Origin of the sequence: Bradyrhizobium oropedii (assembly GCF_020889685.1) — a bacterium.
Lineage (GTDB): Bacteria > Pseudomonadota > Alphaproteobacteria > Rhizobiales > Xanthobacteraceae > Bradyrhizobium > Bradyrhizobium oropedii.
Genome location: NZ_JACMYO010000007.1, coordinates 24,531 through 38,100 on the forward strand (window position 1 = coordinate 24,531; position 13,570 = coordinate 38,100).

12 protein-coding genes are annotated in these 13,570 nt (G+C 63.1%); 11 read left to right on the plus strand and 1 reads right to left on the minus strand.

What is annotated here, in order from left to right:
• Window positions 1-38 precede the first annotated feature (38 nt).
• The 10 genes from H8A95_RS03740 (at window position 39) to H8A95_RS03785 (ending at window position 11,708) form a co-directional block, all read left to right on the plus strand.
• A complete protein-coding gene (locus tag H8A95_RS03740) occupies window positions 39-836 on the plus strand; it encodes an ABC transporter ATP-binding protein (protein WP_229181913.1) in 798 nt (265 codons plus the stop codon).
• Entirely contained in the window at window positions 833-1,546 is a 714-nt protein-coding gene (locus H8A95_RS03745; RefSeq protein WP_028339070.1) for an ABC transporter ATP-binding protein, read from the plus strand. The genes H8A95_RS03740 and H8A95_RS03745 overlap by 4 nt, the downstream gene beginning before the upstream one ends.
• Window positions 1,547-1,558: 12 nt before the next feature.
• Window positions 1,559-2,437: a branched-chain amino acid ABC transporter permease gene (locus tag H8A95_RS03750; RefSeq protein WP_229181914.1), complete on the plus strand. Its 879-nt coding sequence runs from the start codon at window positions 1,559-1,561 to the stop codon at window positions 2,435-2,437.
• A 2-nt stretch (window positions 2,438-2,439) separates the two neighbouring features.
• Window positions 2,440-3,462, plus strand: a complete 1,023-nt coding sequence (locus H8A95_RS03755) for a branched-chain amino acid ABC transporter permease (protein WP_229181916.1) — start codon at window positions 2,440-2,442, stop codon at window positions 3,460-3,462.
• A 29-nt stretch (window positions 3,463-3,491) separates the two neighbouring features.
• Window positions 3,492-4,721, plus strand: coding sequence for an ABC transporter substrate-binding protein (locus H8A95_RS03760; protein ID WP_229181917.1), 1,230 nt, complete (start codon window positions 3,492-3,494; stop codon window positions 4,719-4,721).
• A 118-nt stretch (window positions 4,722-4,839) separates the two neighbouring features.
• A complete protein-coding gene (locus H8A95_RS03765) occupies window positions 4,840-6,066 on the plus strand; it encodes an ABC transporter substrate-binding protein (protein WP_229181918.1) in 1,227 nt (408 codons plus the stop codon).
• A gap of 225 nt (window positions 6,067-6,291) precedes the next feature.
• Window positions 6,292-7,521, plus strand: a complete 1,230-nt coding sequence (locus tag H8A95_RS03770; RefSeq protein ID WP_229181920.1) for an ABC transporter substrate-binding protein — start codon at window positions 6,292-6,294, stop codon at window positions 7,519-7,521.
• A gap of 158 nt (window positions 7,522-7,679) precedes the next feature.
• The gene (locus H8A95_RS03775; protein ID WP_229181922.1) at window positions 7,680-8,906 is read left to right on the plus strand and encodes an ABC transporter substrate-binding protein; all 1,227 of its coding nucleotides are present in this window, start codon (window positions 7,680-7,682) and stop codon (window positions 8,904-8,906) included.
• Between the two features lie 263 nt (window positions 8,907-9,169).
• Entirely contained in the window at window positions 9,170-10,402 is a 1,233-nt protein-coding gene (locus tag H8A95_RS03780) for an ABC transporter substrate-binding protein (RefSeq protein ID WP_420839326.1), read from the plus strand.
• 22 nt (window positions 10,403-10,424) lie between these two features.
• On the plus strand, window positions 10,425-11,708 hold the full coding sequence (locus H8A95_RS03785) for a glycerate kinase type-2 family protein (RefSeq protein WP_229181924.1): 1,284 nt from the start codon (window positions 10,425-10,427) through the stop codon (window positions 11,706-11,708).
• A gap of 123 nt (window positions 11,709-11,831) precedes the next feature.
• Here the strand turns inward: H8A95_RS03785 and H8A95_RS03790 are convergent, their stop codons facing one another.
• Window positions 11,832-12,350 (minus strand): MarR family winged helix-turn-helix transcriptional regulator, encoded by a 519-nt coding sequence (locus tag H8A95_RS03790; protein ID WP_163160463.1) that lies wholly within the window; start codon window positions 12,348-12,350, stop codon window positions 11,832-11,834.
• Between the two features lie 179 nt (window positions 12,351-12,529).
• Here H8A95_RS03790 and H8A95_RS03795 point away from each other — a divergent pair, with 179 nt between their 5' ends.
• Window positions 12,530-13,570 (plus strand): branched-chain amino acid ABC transporter permease, encoded by a 1,041-nt coding sequence (locus H8A95_RS03795; protein WP_229181925.1) that lies wholly within the window; start codon window positions 12,530-12,532, stop codon window positions 13,568-13,570.

Below are 13,570 nucleotides of genomic sequence, written 5' to 3' on the forward strand. Positions count from 1 at the left end.
GATAGCTCGCACCGCTCGAAGACGGCGGGCGAGACGAGATGACGCAGGCACAGCTCGCGCAGGGGAATGATCCCCTGCTCGCGGTTCGCGACGTCAGCGTCGTGTTCGGCGGCATCATCGCACTCAATGGCGTGTCGTTCGACATGCGCCATGGACAGATCCTCGGCTTGATCGGGCCGAACGGCGCCGGCAAGACGACGCTGTTCAATTGCCTGTCGCGGCTTTATCAGCCGTCGTCCGGCGACATCCTGATGGAAGGCAAGAGCATCCTGTCGCGGCCGCCGCATCGGATCGCCGAGATCGGCATCGGCCGCACCTTCCAGAACGTCGCGCTGTTTCCCAACCTGTCCGTGATCGACAATGTGCGCGTCGGCGCGCATGCGCGCACCTCGAGCGACATCGTCAGCGACTCGCTGCGGCTCGCCTGGGTCCGGCGCGGCGAGAGCGACATGAACAAGAAGGTGCACGGCATCCTCGGCTATCTCGATCTCGAGGACGTCGCCCACACCGTGGTTTCGGGACTTCCCTTCGGCACTCAGAAGCGCGTCGAGCTGGCGCGCGCTTTGGCCGCGGATCCGAAGATCCTGCTGCTCGACGAGCCGGCCGGCGGCCTCAATCACGAGGAAGTCTATGTGCTCGGCGACCTGATCCGCAAAATCCGCGACGACCGTAAAATTACGGTGCTGCTGGTCGAGCATCACATGGGTCTCGTGATGTCGATCGCCGACCACGTCGTCGCGCTCAATTTCGGCCGCAAGCTGGCCGAAGGCACGCCGGCCCAGGTCCAGGCCGACCCTGATGTCATCAAGGCCTATCTGGGGAGCAAGGACCAATGACCACGATGCTCAACGTCAAGGACCTGCGCGCCTATTACGGCCAGGTCCAGGCCCTGCACGGCCTCAGCTTTTCCCTCAACGAGGGGTCGCTGACCACGCTGCTCGGCGCCAACGGCGCCGGCAAGACCACCACGCTGCGGGCGATCTGCAACATGGTGCGCTCGACCGGCGCGATCGAGTTCGAGGGCAAGCCGATCGGCACGCGCTCGACCGAAAACGTGGTCCGGCTCGGCATCGCCCATGTGCCGCAAGGCCGCGGCACCTTCACCAACATGACGGTGGAGGAAAACCTGCAGCTCGGCGCCATCAGCCGTCCGGACAAGAAGGCAATCGGCTCCGACATCGAGCGGATGTACGAGCATTTCCCGGTGCTGAAGCAGCGCTACACCCAGCAGGCCGGCACGCTGTCCGGTGGTGAGCAGCAGATGCTCGCGGTGGCGCGCGCGCTGATGCTGCGGCCGCGCCTGATGCTGCTCGACGAGCCGTCATTCGGCCTCGCGCCGCTGATCGTGCGCGACCTATTCCGCATCCTCGGCAAGATCAATCGCGAGGAAAAGGTGACCATCCTGGTGGTCGAGCAGAATGCGCAGCTCGCGCTCGAGCTCGCCGACCAGGCCTATGTGATCGAAACCGGACGGATCGTGATGTCGGGCAATGCCAAGGACATCGCGAACAACGAAGACGTCCGCAAATCCTATCTCGGCTACTGAGGAGCTGGCACAATGGAGCTTTTTGCCAACCAGGTCCTGGCCGGCATCGCCACCGGCGCGATCTATGCCTGCATGGCGCTCGCGGTCGTGATGATCTACCAGGCCATCGACCATCTGAATTTCGCCCAGGGCGAAATGGCGATGTTTTCGACCTTCGTGTCCTGGCAGCTGATGCAATGGGGTGTGCCGTATTGGGGCGCCTTCGTGCTCACCGTCGCCTTTTCGTTTGCCGCCGGCATCGTCATCGAGCGGTTGCTGTTCAAGCCGCTGGCCAAGGCGCCGATCCTGACCAATGTCGCCGGCTTCATCGCGCTTTACGCGATCATCAACTCGGTCGCCGGACTGATCTGGGACTTCACCATCAAGCAGTATCCGACGCCGTTCGGCTCCTCACCGTTCCTCGGCAGCCAGCTGATCTCGACCCACCAGGCCGGCATGATCGGCATCACGCTGTTGATGCTGGTCCTGCTGTTCTTCTTCTTCCGCTTCACCCGGGTCGGCCTTGCGATGCGCGCCGCCGCATCGCTGCCGGAATCGGCCCGCCTGGTCGGCATCAACACCTCGTGGATGATCGCGTTGGGCTGGGGCATGGCCGCGGCGATCGGCTCGATCGCCGGCATGATGATCGCCCCCGTGGTGTTCCTCGAGCCCAACATGATGCTCGGCGTGCTGATCTACGGATTTGCCGCAGCCGTGCTCGGCGGCCTGACCAGTCCGTTCGGCGCTGTGATGGGCGGTTTCCTGGTCGGCATCTTCGAGAACCTGGTCGGCACCTACATCCCCGGTGTCGGCAATGAACTGAAACTTCCGATCGCGCTTGCGCTGATCATCGTCGTCCTGGTCGTTAAACCGGCAGGCCTGTTCGGCCGCGCCATCGTCAAGCGAGTTTGATCATGAGCGCCGCTGAAGAAGTCGAAGTTGTCACCGAAGGCCAGGCTGTCGAGGCCGTTCCCAAGCGCGCCATGACGCTCGGCTACGGCACCTCGCTTATCGTGCTCGCCGTGCTCATCCTGATCCCGCTGTTCGTGAAGAACTTCATCATCTTCCAGATGACGATGCTTCTGATCTACGCCCTTGCGGTGATGGCGCTCAACATCCTGACCGGCGGAAGCGGCCAGTTCTCGCTCGGCCAGAGCGCGTTCTACGCCGTCGGCGCCTATACGTCGGCGATCCTGATGGAGCATGCGGGCATGAACTATGCCCTCACGCTGCCGGTCGCGGGCATCGTCTGCTTCGGCTTCGGCTTCCTGTTCGGCCAGCCGGCGCTGCGGCTATCGGGCGTCTATCTGGCGCTCGCGACCTTTGCGCTCGCCACCGCAATGCCGCAGCTCCTCAAGCTCGGCTATTTCGAGCACTGGACCGGCGGCGTGCAGGGCCTCGTCGTCACCAAGCCGGATGCCCCGTTCGGGCTGCCGATGGGGCAGGACATGTGGCTCTATTATTTCACCCTGGCGGTCTCGATCGGAATCTACCTCGCCTCGGTGAACCTGCTGCGGTCGCGCTCCGGCCGCGCCTTCATGGCGATCCGCGACAACGAGATCGCGGCCTCCGCGATGGGCGTTGACGTCGCGCTGTACAAGACGCTGGCGTTCGGCGTCTCGGCCGGCATCACCGGCGTTGCCGGCGGTCTCGGCGCCATCGCAGTGCAGTTCGTGGCGCCGGATGGCTACACCATCCAGCTCGCGATCTCGCTGTTCCTCGGCATGGTGGTCGGCGGCGTCGGCTGGCTGCCCGGCTCGATCGTCGGAAGCGCCTTCATCATCTTCGTGCCCAATATCGCGGAAGGCATTTCCAAGGGCCTTTCCGGTGCCGTGTTCGGCGTGCTGCTGTTCCTCGTCATCTTCCTCGTGCCGCACGGCGCCAGGCAGGTTGCGATCATCGCCCAGCAACTGGCCGCAAAGCTCAAGAAAAACTAAGAATCCTTAGAACCCAACCAGGAGACATTATGCGTTCTACCGTTCGGATCGCCGCGATTTCCGCGGCGATCGTCGCTGTTGCCGCGACGTCCACTGCCGCATTCGCCCAAAAGAAATACGACACCGGCGCGAGCGATACCGAGATCAAGGTCGGCAACATCATCCCCTATTCGGGACCGGCCTCCGCCTACGGCGTGATCGGCAAGACCGAAGAAGCCTACTTCAAGATGATCAACGATCGCGGCGGCATCAACGGCCGCAAGGTCAATTTCGTCAGCTATGACGACGCCTATTCGCCGCCCAAGGCGGTCGAGCAGGTGCGCAAGCTGGTCGAGAGCGACGAGGTGCTGCTGGTCTTCAACCCGCTCGGCACGCCGTCCAACACCGCGATCCAGAAGTACCTGAACTCCAAGAAGATCCCGCAGCTGTTCGTCGCCACCGGCGCGACCAAGTGGAACGACCCGAAGAACTTCCCGTGGACCATGGGCTGGCAGCCGAGCTACCAGAGCGAAGCCCAGATCTACGCCAAATGGCTAATGAAGGAGAAGCCCGACGCCAAGGTCGCGATCCTCTTTCAGAACGACGATTTCGGCAAAGACTACCTCAAGGGTACCAAGGATGGATTCGGCGCCAAGGCCGCCTCCAGCATCATCATGGAGGAGAGCTACGAGATCTCCGAGCCGTCGATCGACAGCCACATCGTCAAGATCAAGGCCGCCAATCCGGACGTCCTGCTGATCTACACGACGCCGAAATTCGGCGCGCAGACCATCAAGAAGACCGCCGAGCTCGGCTGGAAGCCGCTGCAGATCATCACCAACGTGTCGGCCTCGGTCGGCAGCGTGATGCAGCCGGCCGGCTTCGACAACGCCCAGGGCGTGCTGTCGGCAGCCTATGCCAAGGACGGCGCCGATCCGCAGTGGGCCAACGATCCGAACATGAAGAAGTGGGCTGAGTTTCTCGACAAGTACATGCCGGGCGCCGACAAGACCGACGGCGGCTACGTCTACGGCTATGGTGCCGCGCAGACGCTTGCCAAGGTGCTCGAAATGTGCGGCGACGACTTGACCCGCGCCAACGTCATGAAGCAGGCCGCGAGCCTGAAGGACTTCACGCCCGATACCCTGCTGCCCGGCGTCAAGATCAACACCTCGGCCACCGACTTCGCCCCGATCGCCCAGCTGCAGATGCAGCGCTTCAAGGGTCAGAAATGGGAACTGTTCGGTGACATCATTTCCGGCGACGTTCCCTCAGAATAACGTTGCACTGCGGAAATAAACAACGGGCCTCCGCGATATCAGTCGCGGGGGCTTTTTGTTGACGCCCTGTGCCGATCGTATTGAATACTCAGAACCAAGAACCTGAGGTGGGGAAAACATGACTGCCGTACGTCCGTCCCTGACGGCGCTGTTGTCCGCATTCGCTCTAATCCTGACGAGCTGCAATGTCGCGCTGGCGCAGAAGAAATACGACACCGGTGCCAGCGACACCGAGATCAAGATCGGCAACACCGTGCCCTACAGCGGTCCCGCCTCCGCCTATGGCGTGATCGGCAGGACCGAGGCCGCCTACTTCAAGATGATCAACGAGGCCGGCGGCATCCACGGCCGCAAGATCACGTTCATTTCCTATGACGACAGCTACTCGCCGGCCAAGACCGTGGAGCAAACCCGCAAGCTGGTCGAGGACGACGAGGTGCTGCTGGTGTTCGGCTCGGTCGGTACCGCAACCAACGCTTCGATCCGAAAGTACATGAACGAGAAGGAGGTGCCGCAGCTGTTCGTCGGTTCCGGCGGCTCCAAGTGGAACGACCCCAAGAACTATCCGTGGACCATGGGCTGGCAGCCGTCCTACCAGGACGAGGCGCGGGTCTACGCAAAATACATCATGAAGCACAAGCCCGACGCCAAGGTTGCCGTGCTCTACCAGAATGACGATTTCGGCAAGGACTACCTCAAGGGCCTGAAGGACGCCTTCGGCGACAAGGCTTCGATGATCGTCGCCGAGGAGGCGTATGAAACCTCCGAACCCGCGATCGACAATCACATCGTCAAGCTGAAGGCCGCCGGCGCCGACACCTTCATCAGCATCACGTCACCGAAATTCGCCGCGCAGGCGATCAAGAAGGCCGCCGAGATCGCATGGACGCCAATGCAGATCGTCGCCAATGTCTCGGCCTCGGTCGGCGGCGTGATGCAGCCGGCCGGCTTCGAGAATTCGCAGGGCATCCTGTCGGCGTCTTATCTCAAGGACGGCGCCGATCCGCAATGGAACAAGGATCCCGGCATGGAGAAATTCCTGGCCTTCCTCAAGAAGAATTATCCCGACGCCAACAAGCTCGACGGCGCGACTTCCTACGGTTACGCCGCCGCGCAGACCATGGTGCAGGTGCTGGAGATGTGCGGTGACGATCTCACCCGTGCCAACATCATGAAGCAGGCCGCGAGCCTGAAGGATTATGTCCCCGGCACGCTGCTGCCGGGCATCAGCATCAACACTTCGGCCACCGATTTCGCGCCGATCAAGCAATTGCGCTTGATGCGGTTCAAGGGCGAGAAGTGGGAGTTGTTCGGCGACATCATTTCGAGCGGGCTCAGCAACTAGGACGACGCACGGTCTTCACGCAAACGCTTCGCGTGTGTCGTGAGGCGATTCCGCGGCGCCGGCTTCCTCACATCGCGTTCGACTAAATGACGCCCTCCGCGGCAGCGCCGCGGGGGGCTTTCTGTTGCTGGCACCAGACGAAAGGTATTCAATGCCGCGAGGAGCCGCGAAGTGCTCCCACTCCAAAAATCGTGACACATTCACCGTGATCCATGGGAGATCAAAATGCCTGCTATCCATTTGCGGTTGGGGGCCTTTTCGGCTGCCCTCGCATTGCTCGCGGCAACCACGACCCCCTCCGTCGCCCAGAAGAAATACGACACCGGCGCCAGCGACACCGAGATCAAGATCGGCAACATCATGCCCTACAGCGGAGCGGCTTCCGCCTATGGCGTGATCGGCAAGACCGAGGAGGCCTATTTCCGCAAGCTCAACGCCGAGGGCGGCATCAACGGCCGCAAGATCACCTTCATCAGCTACGACGACGCCTACACGCCGCCGAAGACGGTCGAGCAGGCGCGCAAGCTGGTCGAGAGCGACGAGGTGCTGATGATCTTCAATTCGCTCGGCACGCCGCCGAACTCGGCGATCCAGAAATACATGAACCAGAAGAAGGTGCCGCAACTGTTCGTCGCCACCGGCGCCACCAAGTGGAATGACCCGAAGGAGTTTCCGTGGACGATGGGCTGGCAGCCCAACTACCAGAGCGAGTCCATCATCTATGCGAAGTACATCCTGAAGAACAAGCCGAACGCCAAGATCGCGGTGCTCTACCAGAACGACGATTACGGCAAGGATTATCTGAAGGGATTCAAGGACGGGCTCGGCAGCAAGGCAGCGTCCATGATCGTCGCCGAGGACAGCTACGAGGTGACGGAGCCGACCATCGACTCCCACATCGTCAGGCTCAAGGCCTCCGGCGCAGACGTGTTCTTCAACATCACGACGCCGAAGTTCGCCGCGCAGGCGATCAAGAAGAACGCCGAGCTCGGCTGGCATCCGCTGCACTTCCTCAACAACGTCTCGTCCTCGATCGGCAGCGTGATCAAGCCGGCCGGCTTCGAGGCCGCCCAGGGCATCATCTCGTCGCAGTACCTGAAGGATCCGACCGATCCGCAGTGGAAGACCGACAAGGCAATGATCGCCTGGAACGAATTCCTCGATAAGTATTATCCGGAAGCGAACCGGGCCGACGCCTCCGTGATGTACGCCTACATCGTCTCGCAAGGCCTGGTGCATGTGCTCAAGGCCTGCGGCGACAATCTGACCCGCGAGAACATCATGAAGCAGGCGGCCAGCATTCGCGATTACGAACCCGGCGGCCTGTTGCCCGGCGTCAAGGTCAACACCTCGGCGACCGACTTCGCGCCGCTTTCCCAACTGCAACTGATGCAGTTCAAGGGCGAGACCTGGGACCGCTTTGGTGAAATTTTGAGCGGCGACGTCGGCGGCTAGCCGGGAATTGTCGACTAAAGACGCGGCCCCTGCGGCATTGTCGCAGGGGCTTTTCATTGAGGCGACCCGCCTAAGCTGGTAATTTCACCCGATAACAACAGAGCCCTCGAAACAGGGGGCCATGACACATTCGTCTGACAACAGGGAGAGAGACATCAATGTCCGCTACCACACGACTTGCGGTCCTCGGGGCCGCACTGGCGCTCGTCGCGACGTCGGGCAGCGCTGCGTTTGCCCAGAAGAAATACGACACCGGCGCCACCGACACCGAGATCAAGATCGGCAACATCATGCCCTACAGCGGACCCGCGTCCGCCTACGGCATCATCGGCCGCACCGAGGCCGCCTATTTCAAGAAGATCAACGACGCCGGCGGCATCAACGGCCGCAAGATCAACTTCATCTCCTACGATGACGCCTACTCGCCGCCAAAGGCGGTGGAGCAGGCCCGCAAGCTGGTCGAAAGCGACGAGGTGCTGCTGATCTTCAACTCGCTCGGCACGCCGTCGAACTCGGCGATCCAGAAATACATGAACTCCAAGAAGGTGCCGCAGCTGTTCGTCGCCACCGGCGCCACCAAATGGAACGACCCGAAGGACTTTCCCTGGACCATGGGCTGGCAGCCCAACTACCAGAGCGAGACCCAGATCTACGCAAAATACATCCTGAAGAACATGCCGAACGCCAAGATCGCGGTGCTGTTCCAGAACGACGATTACGGCAAGGACTATCTGAAGGGTTTGAAGGACGGCCTCGGCCAGAAGGCCGCGAGCATGATCGTCGCCGAGGAGAGCTTCGAGACGTCCCAGCCGACCATCGACAGCAACATCGTCAAGCTGAAGGCGAGCAACGCCGACGTCTTCATCGACATCGCGACGCCGAAATTCGCCGCCCAGGCGATCAAGAAGGTCGCCGAGATCGGCTGGAAGCCGACCCACTTCCTCAACAACGTGTCGGCCTCGGTCGGCAGCGTGATCAAGCCGGCCGGCTTCGAGAACGCGCAGGACATCATCTCCGCCGCCTATCTGAAGGATGCTTCCGACAAGCAATGGGACAATGATCCCGGCATGAAGGAATTCTACGCTTTCATGGCCAAGGACTTCCCCGAGGGCGACAAGCTCGACGGCGGCACCGTGGTCGGCTTCGGCGTGGCGCAGACGCTGGTCCAGGTGCTCAAGCAGTGCGGCGACAACCTCACCCGCGAGAACATCATGAAGCAGGCGGCGAACCTGCAGGACTTCCGCACTGAAGTGCTGCTGCCCGGCATCAAGATCAACACCGCCGCGAACGATTTCGCGCCGATCAGTCAGTTGCAGCTGATGAAGTTCAAGGGCGAGAAATGGGAACTGTTTGGTGACATCATCAGCGCCGACGTCGGCGGCTGATTTCCCGCCAACGATCGACTGAAAATGGCCCCCTGCGATATCGTCGCAGGGGCTTTTCATGCGAGCGTTTTCAAGCGAAGCGGATACCGGTCCGCGCCGAGAAAACACGTCCAAAACAATAGCCTAGAGCCATGGCGCCGCCTCAGACCGGCCCGGGGCGATGCCTGCTTACACTTTGCCCGCCAATGCGCTAGGAAATCCGCCAAGAACCGAAGAGAACCCGGCGCCCCTGCGCGCCGGCAACAACAAGGAGTTTTCGGGAAATGCCGAAGCCGATCCGTCACCGTGTTGCAACCGCCCTGCTCGGCCTCGCCGTCGCCGCCATGACCGGCAATGCCGCATGGGCGCAGAAGAAGTACGACACGGGCGCCACCGACACCGAGATCAAGATCGGCAACATCGTGCCCTATAGCGGCCCGGCGTCGGCCTATGGCGTGGTCGGCAAGGCGATGGCCGCGGTGTTCAAGAAGGTCAACGACGACGGCGGTATCAACGGGCGCAAGATCACCTTCGTCTCCTATGATGACGCCTATTCGCCGCCGAAGGCGGTCGAGCAGGCGCGCAAGCTGGTCGAGAGCGACGAGGTGCTGTTCCTGTTCGGCACGCTCGGCACCGCCTCCAACACCGCGATCCAGAAATATCTCAACGCCAAGAAGGTGCCGCAGCTGTTCGTCGCCACCGGCGCGACCAAGTGGAATGACCCGAAGACCTTCCCATGGACCATGGGCTGGCTGCCCAGCTACCAGAGCGAGTCGCGGATCTACGCGAAATATCTGCTCAAGGAGAAGCCCGCCGCCAAGGTCGCGGTGCTCTACCAGAACGACGACATGGGCAAGGACTACCTCAAGGGCCTGGAGGACGGCTTTGCCGGCGATCCGGCGCGGATCGTCGCCAAGGAAAGCTACGAGGTCGCCGAGCCGACCATCGATTCCCACGTGGTGCGGCTGAAATCATCCAACCCCGATGTCATCATCTTCTTCACCACGCCGAAGTTCGGCGCCCAGGCGATCAAGAAGCTCGGCGAGATGAACTGGAAGCCGGTGACGATCGTCTCCAACGTCTCTGCCTCCACCGCAACGGTGATGCGTCCGGCCGGGCTCGACAATGCGCAGGGCGTGATCTCGGCGGCCTACGCCAAGGATGCCAGCGATCCGCAGTGGAAGGACGACGCCGGCATGAAGGCGTTCGACGAGCTGCTCGCCAGGTACATGCCCGACACCAACCGCGTCGATGCCTCGGCGATGACCGGCTACAACATGGCGACCACCATGGTCGAGGTGCTGCGCCGCTGCGGCGATGACCTCACCCGCGCCAATGTGATGAAGCAGGCCGCAAGCCTGAAGCAGTTTGCGCAAGGTGGACTGTTGCCGGGCGTAACGCTGTCGACCGGCCCGAGCGACTTCCAGCCGATCGAGCAACTGCAACTGATGCAGTTCAAGGGCGAGCGCTGGCAATTGTTCGGCGACGTCATCAGCGGCGAGATCGCCGCAAACTGATCCGTCTTACAAAGGCACAACCATGACCGACCGTCGTCCTTTCCTGCGTTCGATCTTCGATGCTGCGGTAGCGGCTGCGCATCCCGATGTCGTGCTGGCATCGCGACTGCGGCCGGCGCCGAAAGGCCGCGTGATCTGCCTCGCCGCCGGCAAGGGCGCCGGCGCCATGGCGGCGGCGGCGGAGCGGCACTATCTCGACACGCTCGGCCTCGAACCGTCGCGGCTGGTCGGGATCGCCACCACCCGCCACGGCCATGGCGTGCCGACCCGCCGCATCAAGGTGGTCGAGGCCGGCCACCCCGTGCCCGATGAAGCCGGCCTGCGCGGGGCCGACGATACGCTGCGGCTGGCGGCTGAAGCTGCGCCCGACGATCTGCTGCTGGTGCTGCTGACCGGCGGCGGTTCGGCCAACTGGATCGCACCGGTCGAGGGCGTGAGTTTCGCCCAGAAGCAGCAGGTCAACCGCGCGCTGCTGCGCTCCGGCGCGCCGATCGGCGAGATGAACATCGTCCGCAAGCATCTGTCGCGGATCAAGGGCGGGCGGCTGGCGCGCGCCGGCCGGCACGCCGCCGAGATCGTCACGCTGGCGATCTCGGACGTGCCGCATGACGATCCGTCCGCGATCGCCTCGGGCCCGACGGTGCCGGATCCGACCACGCTCGCCGATGCCCGCGCGCTGGTCGCCAAATACAATCTCTCCGTCGATGACGCGGTCCGCCGCGCGCTCGACGATCCCAGGAATGAGAGCTGCAAGCCCGGCGATCCCGCCTTTGCGCGGGCGACATTCGAGTTGCTGGCGAAGCCGAAAGCCTCGATCGACGCCGCGGTGAAGGTCGCGCAGGACGCCGGCTACGAGACGATCGCGCTCGGCGCCGATCTCGAAGGCGAAGCCCGCGACATCGCGGCTGCGCACGCGCAGCTCGCCTTGAAGGCGCGCAGCGAAGGCAAGCGCGTCGCGATCATCTCCGGCGGCGAGCTCACGGTGACCGTGCGCGGCAACGGCCGCGGCGGTCCCAACCAGGAATACGCGCTGGCGCTGGCCGACCTGCTCAAGGACGCGCCCGACATCGCGGCGCTTGCCGCCGACACCGACGGCGCCGATGGCGGCGCCGGCAGCGCGACCGATCCCGCCGGCGCGGTGATCGATCAGGCGACATTCGCCAAGATGAAATCGATCGGCCTCGATCCCAAGGCCTATCTCGAGAACAACGATGCCACGGGCTTCTTCGCGCAGACCGGGGATTTGCTGCTGACCGGGCCGACGCTGACCAACGTGAATGATGTCAGGGTGATCCTGGTGGATTGATGCGCACTGCTCTCTCCCCGTCATTGCGAGCGCAGCGAAGCAATCCATCGCGCCGCTTGCCGAGACATGGATTGCTTCGTCGCTGTCGCTCCTCGCAATGACGCGGAGGGGCCGTCGCGCCCCTCAAAACTCCTGCGCGAGCTTTGCCAGCATCTCCAGCAGCGCGGCGTGGTTGGCCGGGCCGAGCACCTCGATCAGCCGGGCCTCGTGCTTGTTGGCGACCAGCTTCTTGGCGCGCGCCAGCACGGCGCGGCCCCTGTCGGTCAGGACGAGGATGTGGGAGCGGCGGTCGTTGGTCGAGCGCATCCGCGCGCAAAGGTCGCGGCTCTCCAGCGCGTCGAGCATCGCGACGAAATTCGGCCTGAGGATGCCGAGCGTGTTGGCGATCTCGGTCTGGTTGCGGCCGGGATTCTTGTCGAGCAGCAGCAGCACCGAGAACTGCGCCGGCGTCAGCTGCAACGGCGCAACGCAGCGCAGGAAGTCCTCGAATACCCTGAGCTGCGCACGCTTCAGCGAATAGCCGAGCAATCCGGACAGTTCGCCCAGTTGCAGCATGCTGTCGTCCCCGGCAGGATCGACCGGTTCCTTGCGCAGGGCACGCGACGATCGGACGGCATCGGAGGCGGTCTTGGAAACAGTCATCGCTCCAGGCTCGCAATCCCGGTACAAAAACCCGGCGGGACGATCGGGGACCTTGAGATTATATCTAATAATTGTTATCCGCTATATCTAATATCAGCGGCTATCAACAGCCGATATCGGCCGACCCGACCGGCATAGCCGGCTGCGGCGGCCCGACGCTTAAGGGGGAGCGCTCGGCCTTGAACACAACGATCATGCTGTTCCTGCTGCAGGACGGCATCACCAATGGCGCGATCTACGCACTGCTCGGGCTGGCCCTGGTGCTGGTGTTCGCCGTGACGCGGGTGATCCTGATCCCGCAGGGCGAATTCGTGACCTACGGCGCGCTGAGCTACGCCATGCTGGCGACCGGGCAGGTACCGGGCACGGCGCGGCTCGCGGTCGCGATGGGCCTCGTCGCTTTCGCCCTCGACCTGTTCTTCGCCCGCAAGGCGCTGCATGCCCGGCTGGTGATGCGCTCGGTCGCGCTCAACATTGTCTTCCCTGTGGCGCTGCTCGGCCTCGTCTATGCGCTGGTTGGCCCCCATACGCCGGTCGCCGTCAACATCGCGCTCGCCCTCCTGATCGTCGCGGCGATCGGACTGTTTCTCTATCGCATCGCCTTCCAGCCGATCGCGCACACCTCCGTGCTGGTGCTGCTGATCGCCTCGGTCGGCTGCCATCTGGCGTTGCAGGGCCTGGGCCTCGTGTTCTTCGGCGCCGAAGGCCTGCGCGGCCCGGCGCTGTCGGGTGCCGCGGTGACCGCGGGTCCGCTGCGCTTCACCGGCCAGAGCCTTGCCGTCTACGGCCTGACGGTCGGCTTCATCGTCGCCCTGTGGCTGTTCTTCGGCTACACCAGGACCGGCAAGGCGCTGCGCGCCACCGCGGTCAATCGCCTCGGCGCCCGCCTGGTCGGTATCCGCACCACGCTATCGGGCCAGATCGCATTCCTGCTCGCTTCCGTGATCGGCGCGATTTCCGGCATCCTGATCGTGCCGATCACCACGCTCTATTACGACACCGGCTTTTTGATCGGCCTGAAGGGCTTCATCGCCGCGATCATCGGCGGCCTGGTCAGCTATCCCCTGACCGCGGTCGCGGCCATCGTGGTCGGCATCGTCGAGGCCTTCTCGTCGTTCTACGCCAGCAATTTCAAGGAAGTCATCGTGTTCACGCTGATCCTTCCCGTCCTGGTGCTGCGTTCGCTCGCAGCGCCCCAGGTCGAAGAAGAGAAGGATTGA

What these genes read in the sequence shown, in the direction of transcription:
- H8A95_RS03740 (WP_229181913.1), top strand. Translation starts at nt 39, where the DNA reads ATGACGCAGGCACAGCTCGCGCAGGGGAATGATCCCCTGCTCGCGGTT.
- H8A95_RS03745 (WP_028339070.1), top strand. Translation starts at nt 833, where the DNA reads ATGACCACGATGCTCAACGTCAAGGACCTGCGCGCCTATTACGGCCAG.
- H8A95_RS03750 (WP_229181914.1), top strand. Translation starts at nt 1,559, where the DNA reads ATGGAGCTTTTTGCCAACCAGGTCCTGGCCGGCATCGCCACCGGCGCG.
- H8A95_RS03755 (WP_229181916.1), top strand. Translation starts at nt 2,440, where the DNA reads ATGAGCGCCGCTGAAGAAGTCGAAGTTGTCACCGAAGGCCAGGCTGTC.
- H8A95_RS03760 (WP_229181917.1), top strand. Translation starts at nt 3,492, where the DNA reads ATGCGTTCTACCGTTCGGATCGCCGCGATTTCCGCGGCGATCGTCGCT.
- H8A95_RS03765 (WP_229181918.1), top strand. Translation starts at nt 4,840, where the DNA reads ATGACTGCCGTACGTCCGTCCCTGACGGCGCTGTTGTCCGCATTCGCT.
- H8A95_RS03770 (WP_229181920.1), top strand. Translation starts at nt 6,292, where the DNA reads ATGCCTGCTATCCATTTGCGGTTGGGGGCCTTTTCGGCTGCCCTCGCA.
- H8A95_RS03775 (WP_229181922.1), top strand. Translation starts at nt 7,680, where the DNA reads ATGTCCGCTACCACACGACTTGCGGTCCTCGGGGCCGCACTGGCGCTC.
- H8A95_RS03780 (WP_420839326.1), top strand. Translation starts at nt 9,170, where the DNA reads ATGCCGAAGCCGATCCGTCACCGTGTTGCAACCGCCCTGCTCGGCCTC.
- H8A95_RS03785 (WP_229181924.1), top strand. Translation starts at nt 10,425, where the DNA reads ATGACCGACCGTCGTCCTTTCCTGCGTTCGATCTTCGATGCTGCGGTA.
- H8A95_RS03790 (WP_163160463.1), bottom strand. Translation starts at nt 12,350, where the DNA reads ATGACTGTTTCCAAGACCGCCTCCGATGCCGTCCGATCGTCGCGTGCC.